16 protein-coding genes are annotated in these 19,642 nt (G+C 62.2%); 10 read left to right on the plus strand and 6 right to left on the minus strand.

What is annotated here, in order from left to right; translation table 11 throughout:
• Positions 1-817 precede the first annotated feature (817 nt).
• Positions 818-1,747: a LysR substrate-binding domain-containing protein gene (locus JV201_RS15875; protein WP_032899060.1), complete on the minus strand. Its 930-nt coding sequence runs from the start codon at positions 1,745-1,747 to the stop codon at positions 818-820.
• 280 nt (positions 1,748-2,027) lie between these two features.
• On the opposite strand from JV201_RS15875, the gene JV201_RS15880 reads away from it, so the two are divergent.
• Positions 2,028-3,260 (plus strand): MFS transporter, encoded by a 1,233-nt coding sequence (locus JV201_RS15880; protein WP_219405699.1) that lies wholly within the window; start codon positions 2,028-2,030, stop codon positions 3,258-3,260.
• Here the strand turns inward: JV201_RS15880 and JV201_RS15885 are convergent.
• Complete coding sequence (locus JV201_RS15885; protein WP_134326764.1) at positions 3,198-4,112, minus strand: LysR family transcriptional regulator; 915 nt, start codon at positions 4,110-4,112, stop codon at positions 3,198-3,200. The two genes, JV201_RS15880 and JV201_RS15885, sit on opposite strands and share 63 nt — an antisense overlap.
• Before the next feature lie 114 nt (positions 4,113-4,226).
• Here JV201_RS15885 and JV201_RS15890 point away from each other — a divergent pair, with 114 nt between their 5' ends.
• The 8 genes from JV201_RS15890 (at position 4,227) to JV201_RS15925 (ending at position 14,168) form a co-directional block, all read left to right on the plus strand.
• On the plus strand, positions 4,227-5,108 hold the full coding sequence (locus tag JV201_RS15890) for a hypothetical protein (RefSeq protein WP_008432881.1): 882 nt from the start codon (positions 4,227-4,229) through the stop codon (positions 5,106-5,108).
• 50 nt (positions 5,109-5,158) lie between these two features.
• Positions 5,159-6,385 (plus strand): Xaa-Pro peptidase family protein, encoded by a 1,227-nt coding sequence (locus JV201_RS15895; protein WP_219405700.1) that lies wholly within the window; start codon positions 5,159-5,161, stop codon positions 6,383-6,385.
• Positions 6,386-6,774: 389 nt separating this feature from the next.
• A complete protein-coding gene (locus JV201_RS15900) occupies positions 6,775-8,400 on the plus strand; it encodes an ABC transporter substrate-binding protein (protein ID WP_134326765.1) in 1,626 nt (541 codons plus the stop codon).
• Positions 8,401-8,468: 68 nt separating this feature from the next.
• Positions 8,469-9,422, plus strand: coding sequence for an ABC transporter permease (locus tag JV201_RS15905; RefSeq protein WP_219405701.1), 954 nt, complete (start codon positions 8,469-8,471; stop codon positions 9,420-9,422).
• Positions 9,419-10,255, plus strand: a complete 837-nt coding sequence (locus JV201_RS15910) for an ABC transporter permease (RefSeq protein WP_134326767.1) — start codon at positions 9,419-9,421, stop codon at positions 10,253-10,255. Before JV201_RS15905 ends, JV201_RS15910 begins: the two co-directional genes overlap by 4 nt.
• 2 nt (positions 10,256-10,257) lie before the next feature.
• Positions 10,258-11,895 (plus strand): ABC transporter ATP-binding protein, encoded by a 1,638-nt coding sequence (locus JV201_RS15915; protein WP_177040192.1) that lies wholly within the window; start codon positions 10,258-10,260, stop codon positions 11,893-11,895.
• Between the two features lie 84 nt (positions 11,896-11,979).
• The gene (locus JV201_RS15920) at positions 11,980-13,149 is read left to right on the plus strand and encodes a hypothetical protein (protein ID WP_219405702.1); all 1,170 of its coding nucleotides are present in this window, start codon (positions 11,980-11,982) and stop codon (positions 13,147-13,149) included.
• Positions 13,150-13,292: 143 nt separating this feature from the next.
• Positions 13,293-14,168, plus strand: a complete 876-nt coding sequence (locus JV201_RS15925) for a LysR substrate-binding domain-containing protein (RefSeq protein WP_008432889.1) — start codon at positions 13,293-13,295, stop codon at positions 14,166-14,168.
• On the opposite strand, the gene JV201_RS15930 is transcribed toward JV201_RS15925, so the two are convergent.
• The 4 genes from JV201_RS15930 to fae all read right to left on the minus strand — a co-directional run bounded on the left by JV201_RS15930 (position 14,115) and on the right by fae (position 18,650).
• Positions 14,115-15,488, minus strand: coding sequence for an MFS transporter (locus JV201_RS15930; RefSeq protein WP_023658895.1), 1,374 nt, complete (start codon positions 15,486-15,488; stop codon positions 14,115-14,117). The genes JV201_RS15925 and JV201_RS15930 overlap by 54 nt on opposite strands.
• Positions 15,489-15,662: 174 nt before the next feature.
• Positions 15,663-17,096 carry an NAD-dependent succinate-semialdehyde dehydrogenase gene (locus tag JV201_RS15935; protein ID WP_087694400.1) on the minus strand — a complete coding sequence of 478 codons (1,434 nt, stop codon included), beginning with the start codon at positions 17,094-17,096 and terminating at the stop codon, positions 15,663-15,665.
• Positions 17,093-18,127: an aldo/keto reductase gene (locus JV201_RS15940; protein WP_102606526.1), complete on the minus strand. Its 1,035-nt coding sequence runs from the start codon at positions 18,125-18,127 to the stop codon at positions 17,093-17,095. The genes JV201_RS15935 and JV201_RS15940 overlap by 4 nt, the downstream gene beginning before the upstream one ends.
• A 10-nt stretch (positions 18,128-18,137) precedes the next feature.
• Positions 18,138-18,650, minus strand: a complete 513-nt coding sequence (gene fae, locus JV201_RS15945; RefSeq protein ID WP_003212394.1) for a formaldehyde-activating enzyme — start codon at positions 18,648-18,650, stop codon at positions 18,138-18,140.
• Positions 18,651-18,983: 333 nt separating this feature from the next.
• On the opposite strand from fae, the gene JV201_RS29775 reads away from it, so the two are divergent.
• Positions 18,984-19,642, plus strand: a 659-nt coding sequence (locus JV201_RS29775) for a ribonucleotide-diphosphate reductase subunit beta (protein ID WP_257903229.1), incomplete at its 3' end; no start/stop codon positions are given.

A 19,642-nucleotide genomic window follows, 5' to 3' on the forward strand; every position in this document is an offset into this window, starting at 1 on the left:
TGTATATCCGTTATTTAGGTAAAGGCCGCCTATGGTTCCGCTCTTACAGCGGCTCACTTTTGAAAAGCGCAAAAGTAAGCAAAACGCTCTTGCCCCACCACTCGGCACCTCGCCTAGGCTCGGTGTGCCCTCACTCCGGCTTTGGACCGTGGGCCGCCGTCATGGGCCATCCTTGGCCCAGGACGGCTAACCCGGCGTCCTGCCGGGTTACCCACGCTCCAAAGCCTGCGTTCGGCCAGCGTGGTTTAACGGGGCGCCCAAGATCAAGATCAAAAGCAGATCAAGAGCACAGCGGCCTACCGGCCGGCTTGAGTGTTGAAGAGCAAAATCAAAATCTAAAGCGGGCACGGTCCAAAAAATGTGGGAGCGGGCTTGCTCGCGAAGGTCGTTAACGATGACGCGGGCATTCTGGATGAACGCGGCGCTCTCAGGTTTTTCGCGAGCAAGCCCGCTCCCACAGAAAAGCAGATCTGCTTTCGCTCTGRTCTTTGCTTTTAACACTCAAGCCGGCCGGTAGGCCGCTGTGCTCTTGCTTTTGATCTTGATCTGCGGGCCCCGTCAACCACGATGGCCGCAAGTAGGCACGGTGGAGCGGGTAAATCGGCAAGGATGCCGATTTAGCCGCGCCGGGCCATGGATGGCCCGTCGCGGCGGCCCGCGGAGCCGTGCCGGAGTGCGGGCATGCCGAGCCTAAGCGAGGCACCGAGTGGTGGGGCAAAGACCTTTTGGTTACTTTTGGGGCGTTTGCCAAAAGTGACCCGCTGTAAGAGCGGAACCATAAGTCGCCGTTACCTAAATAACGGATATGTACACCGAATCAAACAGCCGCCAAAGAAGGCTCCAACTGCCGCTGAGCCAACCAAATCTCCTCCTGCAACCACTGCGCAAACACCTGCAACTGCGGCGTATCCGTCTGCTCCGGCCGGGTCACCAGCCAATACGACTGATGCCCCTCCACATGCACATTCAGCACCTGCGTCAACTGCCCACTGGCCAACTCCGAAGCGACCATATGCCAATCCGCAATGGTAATCCCCAACCCATCGATCGCCGCCCGAATCGCCAAATCCAGCAGGTCAAACTCATACCCCCCCTCGATATCAACCCCACTGATCCGCGCCGCATCCAGCCAATGCTTCCACGTCAGATACCGCTGATCCTCCCGCGCCAGCACATGCAGCAGCGTCATGCGATTCAGATCAATCCCGTCACTCCACTCCCGGGCATACAACGACGGCGCACACACCGCGATATGCCGCTCCTGAATCAACAACGAGCTGTCCAACCCATCCCATTCCCCATCGCCAAACCGAATCGCACAATCCAGCGTACTGGTCTCCGCCAGGCTGTCCTGCAACCGCGTGGTAATGCTCAACTCCAACTCCGGATGCTGCTCGCGCAAGCGCCCCAACCGCGGCATCAACCAACGATTGGTAAACGTCGGCGGCGCATTGATGTGCAGCCGATTGGCATGGGACTTCTGCTGGATGCTGCGCACCGTCAACTCGATCTTGTCGAACGACTGGTGCAACGCCCGCAGCAATACCCGCCCGGCACTGGTCAATTCCAGGTGATGGTGACGACGCTCCAGCAGGGCCTCGCCCAACTGTTCTTCAAGCTGGCGCACCTGGCGGCTGACCGCACTCTGCGTGACGTTCAACAGCTCGGCGGCCCGGGTAAAACTGCCGGTACTGCCGGCGACTTCGAAAGCTTTGAGGGCGTTGAGACCGGGCATTTTGCGTTTCATGGACGACACTCGGGAGCACAGGGGAAATAACCTGCACAACATACCTTTTTGTATTGGGTCAGCGGTAGCACCCCAGCCTGACAAACAATTAATCGCCACAAACGCTGAAAGTGTCGTTTATCGCTACAGACCGTCGCTCACGAATAAATAGCCTGCGTATAACGCACGCACACTAAGACAATTAAGCATTGGTCGTCGCCAGGCTATAAACGCTAGTCTGCCGATGTACTTCCTGTAACTTCGCCCCTCTCTTTCGCGATTAACTTATCGAGTCATCGTCATGCCGAACGCACCCGTTTCATCCCGGCGAAGTATTGGCTTGCTGGCACTGGTGTTTACCGCCTGCAACGCCACCACCCACGGTTTCAGTGTGTTCCTGTATTCGGCGCTGTTGCCGCAGATCCGCCTGGCCTTTGAGCTCAGTTACAGCCAGGCCGCATTGATCGCCGCGCTGTTGCAGCTGTTCTACATGGGCGCCTCGATTGCCAGCGGCCTGGCGGCGGCGTGGATCAGCCCGCGCAATATGGTGCGCCTGACCATCGTCCTCAGCCCCGCCCTGCTGGCCCTGGCCGTCGCCACGCCGTGGGTGCTGCCGTTTGCCCTGTGCCTGGCACTGGTGTCGGCGTGCGCGGTGTCGAACTGGAACGCGATTTCGGCCCTCGCTCAAGAGGTGATCCCGACTACACATCGCAGCCGGGTGCTCGGGCTGGCGTCCTCGGGCTCAGCCTTTGCGCTGTGCTTGAACGGGCTGTTGATCGCGCTGTTGCAGGGGTTGTCGTTGCGCCAGTTCTGGCTGATCTGCGCCGGGTTGACGCTGGTTGTCACGCTGTTGACCCTGTGGGCACTGGCCCCAATCAAGCAACCGGCACCACGCGAGACCATGGCGCCGGCGCTGAACCAAGTGCTGCGCCAATGGCTGAAGTTGTGCGTGGCACAACCGGTGGCAATGCAGATCGTCTTGCTCAGCGCGTTTATCGGCGCCATCAGCGGGCCGTTTCTGAATTTCCTGTCGGCGTTCGTCAGCGAGCAGCTACAGGCCAGCGCTTCCGCCACCGGCTCGATGTGGACGCTGATCGGGATCGGCGGTGTGATCGGCGGCTTGCTGCTGGGCACGCTGGCAGATCGTTGGGGGGCGTTGCGGGTGATGGCCCTGAGTATCGGCGCGTTTGGTCTGAGCATGCTCGGCTTGCTCGGGCACCCGAGCCTGGTACTGAGCTGGCTGGCGGCCGGGCTGTTCGCGCTGTTCTATTTCCCGTGTTGGGGCTTGATGGCTGCCTACGTCGGTGCCCGGCTCAGCCCGGTGCACAGCCTGAAAGTGGTGAGCCTGAGCATGGTCAGCTACGGCCTGGCGAGTGCCACCGGCAATGCCTTGTGCGGCTGGCTGCTGCAAGTCACTGGCGAATTTGCGGTGGTGCACGGCTGGATCGCGGCCTGGGTGTTGGCCAGCCTGTTATTGCTCAAGCGCATGGCCCAGCGACACACCCGCGAAGCGCTGGCCGCCCAGATGCCCTGAGTGGCCCAGTTGCCGGCGCAGAATCTCCACCAGGGCATCCACTTCCGGCACCTGGCAACCGGCTGAACGCCAGAACATCAGGCGCGCCGGGGCAATCGGCGGGAAGCCCTGGCGCTCGTCCAGAATCTGCCAGTCGGGTGGCACCAGGCGCCGCGCCATCACGCCCACCGACAAGCCCTGCTCGATCGCAATCGCAATGCCGCGAGGGCTTTGGCTGGTGTAAACCACCTGCCACGAGCGCCCGGACTGGGCCAGCGCCTGCACGGCGTTCGCACGGAACGCGCAGCCTTCGGCGTACACCGCCAACGGCACCGACTGACGCCCCACGCAACTCCAGCTGGGCGCCGCGACCCACACCAACGGCTCGTCGCACAGGTATTCCCCGCTGTGCAAACCTGCGTGTTCCACCCCCAGCACCAGGTCCAGCTCGCCCCGTTGCAGGCGCCCCACCAGGGCCGTCGACATCTCGCAGCACACATCGGGCCGTACCTGGGAGAACTGCGCCTGGAAGTCCTTGAGCATCCCGCCCAGGCAGTACTCGGCGTAGTCCTCGGGCATGCCGAGGTGGATACACACCTGTTGATTGGGCAATTGCGCGGCGCTGACGGCCTCGCTGTGCAGCTTGAGGATCTGCCGGGCGTAGATCAAAAAGGTTTCGCCACCGGGGGTCAGGCCCACCGAGCGGCTGGTACGGCGGATCAGTGGCGTGCCGACGATGTCTTCCAGGCGTTGCAGGCTCTGGCTGACGGTGGATTGGGTCTTGTGCAGGCGCTCGGCGGCCGCCGAAAACCCCTGGCACTCGATAATTGCCACAAACACTTTAAGCAGGGTGCCATCCAGTTCGCCCGACATAACTATCGCCCTCGCCGATGGATTCGATCACAACTTGTAATTTCCACTTTGCACCTCGTTCAGCAACTATCGGGTCAGCCAAAAAACACCAACTGATAGTTCCGGGAGTCTTGCATGAGCCTTCAACTTGCTGACGCTGAAGTGGGCGATATCAGCGACATTATTAATACCGAGCTGTATCCCATACATGATTCGGGCCATGTTCAATTACAGGCCCTGATCGAACACGCCCGGGCCGAACTGGCCGAAGACGGTTGCTGCCTGCTGAAGAACTTCCTGCGCCCCGCGGCGCTTGAGCAGGCGCGCCTGGAAGGTTTGGCGCTGTCGGGCAAGACGTTTTATTCAGTGCGCAAGGTCAACGCCTACTTCACCGAGGACGACACCTCCCTGCCCCACGATGACCCGCGCCGCACGTTCATGGAGCGCACCAGCGGCTTTGTGACCCGCGACATGATCGCCCCGGACGCGATCATCCACCGGCTGTACGTGTCGCCGATGATGAAACGCTTTATCGGTGCCTGCCTGAATGAGCCGGAAATCTTCGAGTACGCCGACCCGTTCGCCGGGCTGGTGATCAACGTGATGCCGGACGGCACCGAGCAGCCCTGGCACTTCGATACCAACGAATTCATCGTCAGCATGATGACCCAGAAGCCCGAGGCCGGCGGCCTGTTCGAGTACGCGCCGATGATTCGCTCGCGCACCCAGGAGAACCTCGGCGCCGTCGGCAAGGTGGTGCGTGGCGAGGACCGTTCGCGGGTGCAGGAACTGGAGCTGAATCCCGGCGATTTGCAGATATTCAAAGGGCGTTTTTCGGTGCACCGGGTGACCCGCGTGGAAGGCGCCACCGAGCGCAACACGGCGATCTTCGCCTACTCCGAAAAGCCCGGAATCATTGGCCGTGCCCAGCGCACCAAGCAGCTTTACGGACGCCTGTCCGAAGCCCATCTGCAAGCCGAACGCAACCTGGTCCGCAGCGACCAGTTGCTCGACTGATTCACACCTAAGAAACCTTGAAACCGTATTTGCCCTGCGAGGAACACCCTATGAGTCTGTCCGGCCCCAACCGCAACCCCGCTGACTGCGAACCTACCCATGACGAGATCCAGCAGATCCAGTTGGACCGTCTGCAACGGGTACGCAACGAGCTGAAAAAACGCGACTACGCCGCCTGCGTACTGTTCGACCCTACCCACATGCGCTACGCCACCGGCTCACGCAACATGCAGGTGTACTCGGCGCGCAACCCGGCCCGCTATGCGTTTATCCCGGCAGAAGGCCCGGTGGTGGTGTTCGAGTTCGGCGGCTGCCTGCACCTGGCCGAAACCCTCAACACCGTCGATGAAGTGCGCCCGGCCAAAGCCATCTCCTATTACTTCTGCGAAAGTTTCCTGGGCAATGTCACCGCCGACTGGGCCGCGGAAATCGATGAGCTGGTGCGCAAATGCGGCGGCGGCAAACGCATCGCCATTGAAAGCGCCACCTCCGCTGCGGCCTTCGAACTGCAAAAGCTCGGCTATCAGATATTTGATGCCCAGGAACCGCTGGAACGTGCGCGCTGCATCAAGGTGCCGAACGAACTCAAGATGATCCGCGCCAGCCTGCGTGCCACTGAAGCCGGGGTGCGCCTGATGGAAAGCAAACTCACCCCCGGCATCAGCGAGAACGAGCTGTGGTCGCACCTGCACCAGCACGTGATCGCCACCGACGGTGATTACGTCGAGACCCGCCTGCTGTCCTCCGGCCCACGCACCAACCCGTGGTTCCAGGAGTGCAGCACCCGGCCCATCGAAGCCGGCGACCTGGTAGCGCTGGACACTGACGTGGTCGGGCGTTTCGGCTACTACGCCGACTTCTCGCGGACCTTCCTGTGCGGTGAACAAACCGCCACCGCCAAGCAGCAGGAGCTGTACAAACTGGCCTACGAGCAAGTGCAGACCAACATGGAAATGCTCAAGGCCGGGCGCAGTTTCAAGGAGTACGCGGAACTGGCCTGGAAGATTCCCGAGCATTACAAAAACAACCGTTACTTCGCCCTGGTGCACGGGGTTGGCATGACCGGTGAATACCCCTACGTGGTGCATCGCGAAGACATTGATGCCCTGGGCTACGACGGCGTGTTCGAAGCCGGCATGACCATCTGCGTTGAAAGCTACATCGGCCACGACGACGGCGGCGAAGGGGTCAAGCTCGAAGAGCAGATCTACATCCACGAACACGGCATCGAGTTGCTCTCCGACTACCCGTTCGACCCGCGCTTGTTGAGGTACTGATCGTTCCTACGCTCTGCGTGGGAATGCATCCCGTGACGCTCTGCGTCACCGTTTCGCAGAGGGGACGCGGAACGTCCGGGGCGGCATTCCCACGCAGAGCGTGGGAACGATCGGTCGGTGGGGAGCGATATGTAACATGCGTTTATAGAACGTTCCAACGCAGAATTTGTCGTTTGTCGATCTTTGCGCAAATGACAAAACTGCGGGCATCTCTAATAAAAACAACATGAGAGCTGCCCTATGTCCTGTCCCATTGCCACCCTCCCGACTTCGTTGCGCCTTGTTCTTCTGCCGGCTTCACAGCGGTCACGGTCACGCCTTCGCGGCGCTTGCCATTGACCCTTGCGGTTCAACAAAAAAACGCATATTCGCAAGTACCGGAGAGGCTTATGAAAGAATTGACTACCCTGGACGGCGCCGCGCCGCATCCAGCCGTAAATGATCTGTGTGCCCAAGTGCAAAGCGGCGAAATCAACCGCCGCCAATTCCTGCGCACGGCCGCGCTGCTGGGCATCACCGTCGCCAGTGCCAGCACCTTTCTCGGTTCCGCACTGCTGGGCAATGACGCCCAGGCCGCCGAGCCACGCCAGGGCGGCAGCCTGCGGTTTGCCTGCGCGATCCAGGAAATCCAGGACCCGATGCTGATCACCTGGATCGAAGCCTCGAACCTGCTGCGCAACTCGGTGGAATACCTGACCTGGGTCGACGCCGACAACATCACCCACCCTTACCTCGCCGAGAGCTGGAGCCCGTCGGAAGACCTCGCTACCTGGACCTTCAACCTGCGCCAGAACGTGAAGTGGAGCAACGGCGACACCTTCAACGTCGACGACGTGCAGCACAATATCGAACGCTGGATCGCCGCCGATTCCAAGTCGGTGAACCGCACCGCGTTCCAGGACATCAAGGCCTTCGAAAAAGTCAGCGAGTTCCAGTTCCGCCTGGTGCTCAAGCGGCCGATCCTGGCGATCCCGGAGATGCTCAACGCCTTCACCTGCGCCATCGTGCACCGCAGCTTCAAGGCCGGTGACGACTGGGCGAAAAACCCGCTGGGCACCGGGCCGTTCAAGCTGGTTTCATTCGCCGTGAACAAGCAGGCGACCTTCGCCAAGCGCGCCGATTACTGGGGCAAACCAGCCAACCTTGACGAGTTGCGCTACATCGACATGGGCACCGACGTGTCCACCCACCTCGCCGCCCTGCAAGCCGGGCAAGTCGACGTGCTGTACCGCGTGACGGTGGCTGAACTGGACCTGGCCAAGCGCTTGCCCGGGGCCCAGTTGCTGACCTGCAAGTCGGCGCAAACCGTGGTGATGCGCATGGCCTGCGACCAGAAGCCGTTCACCGACCTGCGCATCCGCAAGGCGGTGGTGCTGTGCGCCGATAACGCGCAGATGCTGAAGATCGCCTATCGCGGCATGGGCACCCTCGGCGAAGACCATCATGTGGCGCCTTCCCACCCCGAATATTTCCCGCTGCCCAAGCGCAACCGCGACGTGGCGGCGGCCAAGAAGCTGCTGGCCGAAGCCGGCTTCCCCAACGGCATCGACATTGACCTGATCGTCGGCAACACCCAGGGCCGCTATGAACAGGACTGCGCGCAGATCCTGCAACAGAACTGCCTGGAAGCCGGGATCCGCATCAACCTCAAAGTGATCCCTGCTGCACAGTACTGGCCGATCTGGGACAAGGCCGCCTTCAGCCTGACCTACTGGGCCCACCGCCCGCTGGGCGTAATGTCCCTGGAACTGGCCTACCGTGGCGGTGGTGCCTGGAACGAAAGCCATTACAGCGACCCGGCGTTCGATGCCGCGCTGGACAAGGCCATGGGCATCATCGACCCGAAACAGCGCGCCGTGGCGATGGAAAATGTCGAACGCATCCTGCAGGACGCCTGCGTGATCGTGCAGCCGTTCTGGGGCGACAAGTTCACCGCCGTGAGCAAAAAGGTCCAGGGCTTCCAGGTGCACCCTTCCGACTTCTACCCGATGGACAGTGTGTGGATGAGCGCTTGATTTAGCGCACGCCCTCCTCCCTGCCCGCACACGGGCAGGCATCCCTTGAACAGTCGGAGCATGCACCCATGGCTCATTTTCTGATGCGCAAGTTATTGGCGCTGGTGGCGACCCTGCTGTCGGTGTCATTGATCGTGTTCCTGGCCCTGGAACTGAATATAGAAGACGTGGCGATCAACGTCCTCGGCCCCTACTCCGCGGCCGACCAGCGCGCCGCGTGGCTGGTGGAACATGGCTATAACCAACCCTTTGTGTGGCGCTACCTGGTGTGGCTCAAGGACTTTGTCAGCGGCGACTGGGGCACCTCGGTGTACTTTCGCGAATCAGTGATCAAGCTGCTGCTGCCGAACCTCGCGCAAACCCTGACCCTGGCCGGCCTGGCCTTGCTGGTGATGGTACCGGTGGCGTTGACCCTCGGCATTCTGGCCGGGATTCGCCAGGGCTCGGCGCTGGACCGCCTGGTGTCGTTCCTGTCGATCGTCACCACCTCGATTCCCGACTTCGCCAGCGCGGTTTTCGTCTCCGCGATCTTTGTGTTCTGGCTTAACTGGCTGCCCGGTGTGAGCAGCATGAGCGAAGGCTTCAACGTCGTGCAATTGGTGCTGCCACTGATGGTGCTGTGCCTGTTCGGCATCGGTTACCTCGCGCGCATCACCCGGGCCTCGATGGTGGAAGTGATGCAGGCGCCGTACATCCGCACGGCGCGGCTCAAGGGGGCGTCGACCTCACGCATTGTGCTGCGGCATGCCCTGCGCAATGTGCTGATCGCGCCGGTCACGGTGATCATGCTGTACATCCCGTGGCTGCTGTCGAACGTGATCGTGGTGGAGGTGTTCTTCGCCTACAAGGGCTTCGGCTCGCTGCTGTACACGGCCTCGCTGAACCATGACGTGTACCTGATCGAAGCCTGCGCGATGGTCAGTGCCGTGGTGGTGGGCATCACCAAGATCTTCTCGGACCTGGCCTACACCTGGCTCAACCCGCGCATCACCCTGCGCAGCCTCGGCGGAGGTGCCCAATGAACCTGCTGCACTCGTTCAAACATCCCTTGGCATTGCTCGGCCTGCTGCTGGTGGGCGGCTGGGTGCTGATCGCGCTGTTCGCACCGTGGATCGCGCCCCATGATCCGCTGGAAAGCTTCACGCCCTTGCTCACGCCAATGACCGTCGGCGACAACGGCCAGAGCTTCCTGCTGGGCACCGACATGATTGGCCGCGACATTCTCTCGCGGCTGATCTGGGGCACCCGTACCGTGCTGTTCTGGTCGATCCTCGCCACGCTCACCGCGTTTGCCGTGGGCATCGCCATGGGCCTGTGCGCCGGCTACTTCAACGGCTGGGTCGACAGCGTGCTGTCCTATGTGGCCGACACGGTGCTGTCGTTCCCGGTGCTGGTGTTGTACATCGTGATCATCATCGCCCTCGGTGCTTCGGCGCTGAATATCCTGATTGCGGTGACCTTCACCAGCGCACCGGCGATCTTCCGGATCATGCGCGCCCTGACCATCGATATTCGCTCGCGAGACTACGTGCTCAGCGCCATCACCCAGGGCGAGGGCTCGCTGCGGATCATGCTGGTGGAAATCCTGCCCAACTGCGGCGGGCCGCTGATTGTCGATTTTTGCCTGCGCATCGGCTACACCGCGATCATGATCGGCGCCCTCGGCTTCCTGGGCCTCGGGCTGCCGCCGCCCACACCGGACTGGGGCGGCATGATCAATGACGGCCGCGCCATGGCCATCGCCTTCCCGCACCTGGTGATCTTCCCGTGCATCGCCATCTCCACCCTGATGCTGGGCCTGAGCCTGTTGGCGGACGGCCTGGATGAACACGCCCAGAAAGGCGCAAGGAGTTGAGCATGAACCACACGCAAGTACTGCGGGTGCAGAACCTGTCCATCGAATTGCCCGCCGGCGCCGACCGCAGCCACGCGGTGCAAGGCATCAGCCTGGAGGTGCGCAAGGGCGAAATCCTCTGCGTGATCGGCGAGTCCGGCTCCGGCAAGTCCGTGCTGTCGGCGGCGATCATGGGCGACTATGCCAAGGGTTTGCGGCATACCGAAGGCGTGATCGACTTCCTCGGCGATGACATTTGCACCCTCGACGAGGAGCGTTTGCGCCAGCTGCGGGGCAACCGTATCGCGATGATTTTCCAGGAGCCCATGGCGGCGCTGAACCCGGCGATTCGCATTGGCAAGCAAGTGGAAGAGATCTTCGATATTCACGCACCGCAGATGCCTGCCGCTGAACGCCGCGAGCGCATGCTCGCGTTGCTGGAATCCACCCAACTGCCAGACCCGCCACGCATCGCCAACAGCTTTCCCCACCAGTTGTCCGGTGGCCAATGCCAGCGAGTGGTGATTGCCATGGCGCTGGCGATGAACCCGGACCTGCTGATCGCCGACGAGCCCACCACGGCGCTGGACGTGACCACCCAGGCGCAGGTGCTGAAGCTGGTGCGCGAGCTGCGCGGCCGCGGGCAACACGGCATTCTGTTTATCACCCATGACTTCGGCGTGGTGGCGCAGATTGCCGACCGTATCGCGGTGATGGAAGGCGGCCGGCTGGTGGAAATCGGCGAGCGCGACCAGGTGCTGAATGCCCCGGCCCACGCCTACACCCGCAAGCTGATTGCGGCCGTGCCGGCGCTGCACCCGGAGCTGCACAAGCCGAGTGCCGACGGCGAGCTGGCATTGCGCATCGAGCACCTGACCAAGACCTACACCGTCGGCGGCAGCTCGGTGGCGGCCTTGCGCAATGTCTCGCTGCAACTGCCACGGGGCAAGACCCTGGCGATTGTCGGCGAGTCCGGTTCGGGCAAAAGCACGTTGGTGAAAGCCGCGATCCGCCTGGTGGACAGCGACAGCGGCCACGTATGGGTCGGTGACACCGACTTCCTGGCCCTGCGCGGCTCGGCGCTGGCGGCGAATCGTCGGCGCATCCAGATGATTTTCCAGGACCCGTATGGCTCGCTCAATCCTCGGCACCGGGTGGGCGACATCATCGCCCGCGCTGCGCAATTGCGCGGGTTGTCGGCCAAGGATGCGTGGGCTGAAGCCGGTGATTTGCTGGAACAGGTGGGCCTCAAGCGCGACGCCCTCAAGCGCAAGCCCCGGCAGTTCTCCGGCGGCCAGCGCCAGCGCATCGGCATCGCCCGCGCCCTGGCGATGCGCCCGGAAGTGTTGATCGCCGATGAGAGCGTGTCGGCCCTGGATGTCTCGGTGCAGAAACAGGTGCTGGAACTGCTGGCCGAACTGCAGCAGCGCCTGAACCTGAGCATCCTGTTCATCACCCACGACCTGCGGGTGGCGGCGCAGATCAGCGACTACATCGCGGTGATGCGCCAGGGCGAAGTCGTGGAATACGGCACTGCCGAGCAAGTGCTGCTGCGTCCCCAGAACACCTACACCCAGACCTTGCTGGCCGCCGCCCCCGGCGCCTCGGAGCTGCCCACGGCAGGCCCGCCGTTGCGGCTGATTCGCCCGCAAGCGCACTGAGTCAACCCTTTACCCCGCGTCGCAGCGTTCGCTGCGGCAAGGGGCTGCTGTTGCCAAAAAATAACCAATAACGAGAGCAAAACCATGCGACCAACCCTTCGTTACATCGCCCTGGTCCCTGTGCTCGGCGCCCTTGCGGCACCGGCCATGGCCGTGCAAGTCACCGACAACCTGGACCTCGGCGGCGCCATACGCGCCCGTTGGGACTACGACCCGGATCGCGGCATCCAGAAGTTCGGCCTGGATACCGCGTTCCTCAGCGCCAAGTACAACTCCGACACCTGGATCGGCGAAGCGCAGTACCGTTTCTACGGGCGCTCCTACCCGTACCAGTACACCAAGAACTACGGCGATATCCAGTTCGCCAAGTTCGCCTGGGTGGGCTACAAGTTCAACCCCGACCAGCAGGTGCAAGTGGGCCTGAACACCGTGCCGTTTGGCTTGCAGCCGTACTTCGGCAGCACCTTCTACGAAACCCTGGGCAACGTGATCGGCCTGGAAGATGTGCAGCAGGTCGGCGCCAAGTACATCCAGCAAAGCGGTGACTGGAACATCCAGGCCGGTTACTACCTGCGCCCGGCGTGGCAAGGCAAAGGCACGAGCAAGGGCGTGACCTACTCCAGCGTGATCTCCGAGGCCGACAGCTACGTGGGCGACGGCAGCAACAACCAGGAACGCAACACCGTGGTGGTGCGGGTGGCCAAGGCCATGGATCTGGGCGGATGGAAATCGGAAGTCGGGCTGTCCGGCCTGACCTCCACCCTGGAGAACAAGGACACCAACGACGATGGCTGGCGCAACGCGGTGGCGATCCACTACCTGGGCAAGAACGGCCCGTGGGGCGTGCAATTGCAGGCGGCACGCCAGCAGATGTCACCGCGCAACCCGGGCACCGACAGCGTGGTGACCCTGGGCGGGTATGACGGCACGTTCAACGTGGCCAGCCGCGGCAATCTGTATGTGGCGGACTTGAGCTACGACGTGGGCGGCAAGTACCTGTTTGACCAGGTCAGCGGTGTGAAGCTGTATGCCAACTACAGTGCGTTTGACAAGTCCGAGGATCAGTTCAAGACCTCACAGCGGGTGATCCTGGGCACGTCGTTTTCGGTGAGTAAACTGTGGGTGGCCACGGAGTGGTTGATCGGCAAGAACGATCCGTATATTGGTGGGAGCAGCTATACCGAGAGCTTGGGAGCTGGGGGGAGTAACCAGTGGGAGAATCAGTTGTATATGAACATTGGCTACTACTTCTAAAATAGGCGGCGTCTTCACTGACGCCTTCGCGAGCAAGCCCGCTCCCACATTTTGACCGCGGCGCCGATCAAATGTGGGAGCGGGCTTGCTCGCGAAGAGGCCGCCAAAAACACCATAAAAACAACAGGTGTGGAATCCATTTCATGCGCCAACTGCCCTCCCTCAACATGCTCCGTGTCTTCGAAGAAGTCGCCCGCCACCGCAGCTTCAGCCAGGCCGCCGTGGGCCTCAACGTCACCCAGGGCGCCGTCAGCCGCCAGATCAAACAACTGGAAGACTACCTCGGCGTCGCCCTCTTCATCCGCACGCCCCAGGGCCTGTCCCTGACCGAAGCCGGCTTCGCCCTCTCCCCGCACCTGAGCGACGCCTTCGACCATATCGAGCGCGCCCTGCACGCCGTGCGCGTGCCCAACCTGCGCCAGCGCCTGCGCATCGTCGCGCCACCCACCTGGGCCACCCGCTGGCTGTCCGCCCACCTGCGCCGGTTTTGCGAGCGTTACCCGGACATCAACCTCAGCGTCACCCACCAGAACACCCACGCGAGCCTGGCGGAAATCGACTGCCAGGTCCGCTTCGGCCTGGAAGCGGCCACGCAGTGCAGCAGTGAACTGTTGGTGATGGAACGCCACATCGCCGTCGCCAGCCCGGAACTGTTCAGCGACGGTCAGCCGCCCGACCTGCGGCGCTTTCCGCTGCTGCACATCCTGCACGATGGTAAGCGCTTGAAGGTTTGGGAGAACTGGCTGGCGGCCATGGGCCGGGAAGATATCGATGCAGGCCAGGGCCTGGAATTCAGCACCCTGGACCAGGTGATCCACACCGCCCTGGCCGGCGGTGGGCTGGCGGTGATCGACCGGCAGATGATCGAGCGTGAACTGGCGAATGGCAGCCTGCTGCCGATCACCCCGGTGGAGGTGATCGGCCCGTATGGCTATTGGCTGGATGTGGCAAGTGACAAGCAGGGTTTATCCAAGGTTCGGTTGTTTACGCAGTGGTTGAACCGGGTGAGCAATCCCTGACACCGCAGGCTCGGCCTTGCACGCCTGGCTCAAGGTCAGCGCCTTGGTTTCCGGCGCCCAGGCCCAGGAGATGATCGCGCCCAGCACCAGGATCGCGGCGAGGATGCCCATGGTCGGGCTCAGGCCGATCCCCGCTACGCTCACCGGCAACAGGAAGGTACTCACCGCCGAACCCAGGCGGCTGACGGCTGTGGCAAGGCCGATGCCGCTGGCCCGCACTTCGGTCGGGAAGCTCTCCGCCGGGAATACGCCCACCAGGTTGCTCACCGCCGACAGCACCAGGGTGAAGACGCCGAACGTCAGCACCATCAACCACGCCATGCTGCCCGGCAATACCGCCAGCAGGAACAGCGCCGCCGCCAGGATGATGAACGAGTTGATCAGAAAGCCCCGCCGGGAGAATTTCACGGTGCACCAGATGCCGATCAAGGCGCCGATGATCAGCAGCAGGTTGAGCATCAGCTCGGTGCCAAAACCTTCGGCCAGGCCCATCTTCTGCAGGATCGACGGCAGGAAGGTGTAGATGGCGAAGTACGGCATCACGATGCACACGAAGAACAGGCAGTTGAACGCGGTGCGCTTGCGGTATTCACGGCTGAACAGCACGCCGTAGCCGGAACGGGTTTGCGTCGACGGCTCTTCATCGAGGACCACGTGTTCGCCGAGGTGTTTCTTGACGATGGCTCGGGCCTCGGCAATCCGGCCCTGGTTGACCAGCCAGCGCGGCGATTCGGGCGTGCCGATGCGCGCGATCAGGATCAGCCCGGCAGGAATTGCCGACGATGCGAGCATCCAGCGCCAGGCATCATCGCCGAGGCTGAGCATGGCGGTGCCGACGAAAGTCGCGGCCACGTAACCAACCGTCCACACCACGCTGAAGGAGCCCAGCAGTACCCCGCGATGTTTCCTGGGTGAGAACTCGGCAAGCATCGCGTGGCCGACGCTGAAGTCGCCGCCCAGGCCGATACCGATCAACACCCGGCAGAGGAACAGGCCCATGGCGGTTTCGGCATAGAACTGCATCACCGAGGCAACGGTGATCAGGACGAAGCTGACCAGGAAGATTTTCTGCCGGCCGAGGGTGTCGGAGATCCAGCCAAAGAACAGGCTGCCCATAAACAGGCCGATCAGGGCCGAGGCGCCGATCAGGCCTTGCCAGAAGGCGTCCAGTTGCATCTGTGGGCTGAGCAAGGTGAAGGCGATGCCGATCAGGCCGAGGATATAGCCGTCGGTGAAGTGCGCACCGAAGGTCAGGCCGGCGATTTTAAGGTGGAAGCGACCGATGGGCAGGTCGTCGATTTTGATGGGTTGGGTGGACATGGTGTTCTCCATATTTTTGTTCTTGACGGAGTAACAGCGGGCAAGCCCATTTCCCTGTGGGAGCGGGCTTGCTCGCGAAGGCGGTGTGTCAGTCAATGCATGTGGTGGCAGGCCCACCGCTTTCGCGAGCAAGCCCGCTCCCACATTGGATCGGGGTTGTTTGGGTAAATGGGGTCAGAGACCGCCCATCAACAGGTATTTGATCTCCAGGTAATCCTCCAGGCCGTACCTGGAACCTTCACGGCCCAGGCCCGACTCCTTGATCCCGCCAAACGGTGCGACTTCGGTGGAGATGATCCCTTCGTTGATCCCGACCATGCCCGCTTCCAGGCCTTCGGCCATGCGCCATACGCGGCCGATGTCGCGGCTGTAGAAGTAGGCGGACAAGCCAAACGGCGTGTCATTCGCCCGTTGCAGCACTTCGGCTTCGTCCTTGAAGCGGAAGCAGGCCGCCACCGGGCCGAAGGTTTCTTCCTGGGCAATCAGCATCTCGCCGTGGGCTTCGGTGAGGATGGTCGGTTCGAAGAACGTCCCGCCCAAGGCATGGCGACGGCCGCCGCACAGCAGCTTGGCACCTTTCTCGAGGGCGTCGCCGACGTGGGCTTCAACCTTGGCCAACGCGGCCGCATTGATCAGCGGGCCTTGTTCGGTTTCGCCGTCCAGGGCGCTGCCGACGCGCATCGCAGAGACCGCTTCGGCCAGCTTGCGGGTGAACGCATCGTACACACCGTCCTGGATAAAGAAGCGGTTGACGCAGACGCAGGTCTGCCCGGTATTGCGAAACTTGGAAGCCATGGCGCCTTTGACGGCAGCGTCCAGGTCGGCATCGTCAAACACGATAAAGGGTGCGTTGCCGCCCAGTTCCAGGGAGACCTTTTTCAGGGTGTCGGCGGCCTGGCGCATCAGCAGCTTGCCGGTGCGGGTGGAGCCGGTGAAGGACAGCTTGCGCACAATGCTGGAGGCTTGCAGTGCGCCACCGATGGCCACGGCATCGCCGGACACGATGTTGAACACGCCCGCCGGAATCCCGGCCTGTTCTGCCAACACCGCCAGGGCAAAGGCCGACAGCGGGGTTTCTTCCGACGGTTTGAGAATCATCGTGCACCCCGCCGCCAGCGCCGGGCCGACCTTGCGGGTGACCATGGCCAGGGGAAAGTTCCACGGGGTGATCGCCGCGACCACGCCAATGGCTTCCTTGGTCACGATGATCCGCGCGTCGGCCTTGTGGCTCGGGATCACGTCGCCATAGGCACGCTTGGCTTCTTCGGCAAACCATTCGAGGAAGCTCGCGGCGTAGACCACTTCGCCCATGGCTTCGGCCAGAGGCTTGCCCTGTTCCAGGCTGAGCAGGTGGGCCAGGTCCTTCTGGTTGCTCAGCATCAACTCGCTCCAGCGCTTGAGGCGCTGGCTGCGTTCCTTGGCGGTGAGCTTGCGCCAGGCCGGCAACGCGCGGTTGGCGGCGGCAATGGCCAGGTTGGTTTCTTCAGCCCCGGCGCGTTGTACTTCGGCGATCTGCGCACCATTGGCCGGGTTGCGCACCGGGTAGACCGGCCCACCGCTGGACCATTGGCCATCAATGAAATTGCCTGTGCGAATCAGCGGGTTCATGCCACGGCCTCTATCAGGTTAAAACGGTCCAGGCCCGGACGGGCGCTGCGCAAGATGCGTTTGCCGGCGGTGTAGTCGTTGATCACATCGCAGGGCGTGTAGTTGCGTTCCAGCTCGTGCAGTTCTTCGGCATCCAGTTGGGTGTCGAGGGCTGCAAGCGCGCTATCAAATTGTGCGGTGGTGTCGGCGCCCACCAGCATCACGTCCACACCCGGATGATTGGCCACCCAGGCCTGGGCAATCTGTGCGTTGGACACGCCACGGGCACGGGCCACACGTTGCACCGAGTGGGCGATGTCGAACGACGCCTGGTCGCTGTACATCTGCTGGGTGAAGAAGTCGGTCTGGTTGCGGGTCGACTGCACTTCGCCGGTGAGCAAGCCACGGGCCAGCGGGCTGAACACCGACACGCCCAGGCCCTGGTCGCGGCAGAACGGGATCATCTCGCGCTCTTCCTCGCGGTAGGCGCAGTTCAGTTGCAGCTGCATGTTGATCGGCTTGACCCAGCCATTGCGCTCGCAGGCCATGAGGATTTTTGCCAGTTGCCCGGTGAGCATGGTCGACACGCCGATGTAGCGCGCCTTGCCGGAACGCACGATGTCGTTGAGGGCGCCCATGGTTTCTTCCACCGGGGTGTTCACGTCGAAGTAATGCAGCATGAACACGTCGACGTAATCCATGCCAAGGCGGCTCAGGGAGGCGTCGATGCTGTCCATGATGTGCTTGCGCGAATGGCCGCTGGCATTGATGCCGCTGCGGGTGCCGTAGCCGACCTTGGTGGTGACCACGATGTCTTCACGGCGCGCAACGCGCTTGAGGATGCGCCCGACCACTTCCTCGCCGACGCCTGCGGAATAGAAGTCCGCCAGGTCGATGAAGTTGACACCGTTGGCCAGGGCATGGGCAACGATGGGTTCGCTTTGTTTCTCGTCGAAGATCCACGGTTTCCAGTCCGGGGTGCCCATGTTCATGGTGCCCAGGCACAGGCGCGAGACTTGCAGGCCGGAGTTGCCCAAACGGATGTATTGCATGGGAATGTCCTCAGGCTTTTGGCGTGTAGAAAGGGTTGCTGATGTGGTTGACCACATCCGCCAGTTGCGCGGTGTGCGGCAAGCCTGTGAGGGCGGCGCGGATCGCGGTGCGGCAGGCGTTGTAGTTGTTGAGGTAGACCGCATCCAGGTCATCGCAGGCCGGGTTGACCCAGTTGGCGGTGACAATCGCCCACTCGTCCTCGGCTTCCGGCGGCAGGGTGCCGTCGAGCAGGGCTTCGAGCACCGCCTTGGCGATCCCGGCCTGGGACGCGCCCCAGGTGGCATTGCCGTGCAGGTCGCTGCCGATGGCGGCCTTGTTGACGTAGAGGGTCATGGGTTTGACCGGGATGTTCGGCTGGGCAATCACCATGAACGGGCAATGGCCCTGGCTTGGCGACGCCAAACTGTTGGCAAACGCCTGGCCGGCCGGACCGTTGCGCGGGCCGATGAGGATGTTGATGTGGGCAGCATTGACGCCTGGGCCTTCGAAGCCTTCGCCGATGTACAGATCAAGTGCTTTCATTTCGCAAACGCTCTTTTTTGTTATGGGGAGCTGGTTGGCGAATTTTTAGCACTGGCCCGGGTAGCGGCCGTAACCATTAAAAGTCATGGGGCTGTGAGTTTTAGTCATGGCCCTGCGACCATCGGCCTGGTCTTGTGCGTTGACCATCGTTGTTACACCCCATATAGTGTGCCCACAAACACAGACAACCACTACATAGTGTGCAAGAACGCTGAACACCGACCACACTATGCGCCGTATTTCAATGCCTTGAAGCCTGCAAAACGCACATTTTTGAACACGCTGGGTGAATCGAAGCCCACGCCGTCAGACGGACCACGAAGGAGCAATTCAATGCTGAGTTGGGATGAAGCAGATCAACCAGACACCGGTGACGTAGTCATCCGGGGCGCCAACGCCGGCCACGCCACCGAAGCCAACATGGACCGCCTCGACGGTGCCGGCGCTGCCGCCGCCCTTGAAGCCCGCAACGTGACCGCCAGCGACTCCGCCGCGATCATCCGSGCCAAGGCCGCCCTCGACAARCTCGACGTCGCCGAAGGCCTCGCCGAACTCGAAGGCTCCGCCGCCCGCGTCGCCGTTGACGAAAAGCGCATGATCAACTGCCGCGCCGACCTCAACCAACTCGTACCTTTCAAGTACGACTGGGCCTGGCAGAAGTACCTCGACGGCTGCGCCAACCACTGGATGCCGCAAGAGGTCAACATGACCGCCGACATCGCCCTGTGGAAAAACCCGGAAGGCCTGACCGACGACGAACGTCGCATCGTGATGCGCAACCTCGGCTTCTTCTCCACTGCGGATTCGTTGGTCGCCAACAACCTGGTACTGGCCGTGTACCGCCTGATCACCAACCCGGAGTGCCGCCAGTACATCCTGCGCCAGGCCTTCGAAGAAGCGATCCACACCCACGCCTACCAGTACTGCATCGAATCGCTGGCCATGGATGAAGGCGAGATCTTCAACATGTACCACGAGATTCCATCGGTCGC

Source organism: Pseudomonas sp. Colony2, from assembly GCF_019382755.1.
In the GTDB taxonomy this organism is placed as follows: Bacteria; Pseudomonadota; Gammaproteobacteria; order Pseudomonadales; family Pseudomonadaceae; genus Aquipseudomonas.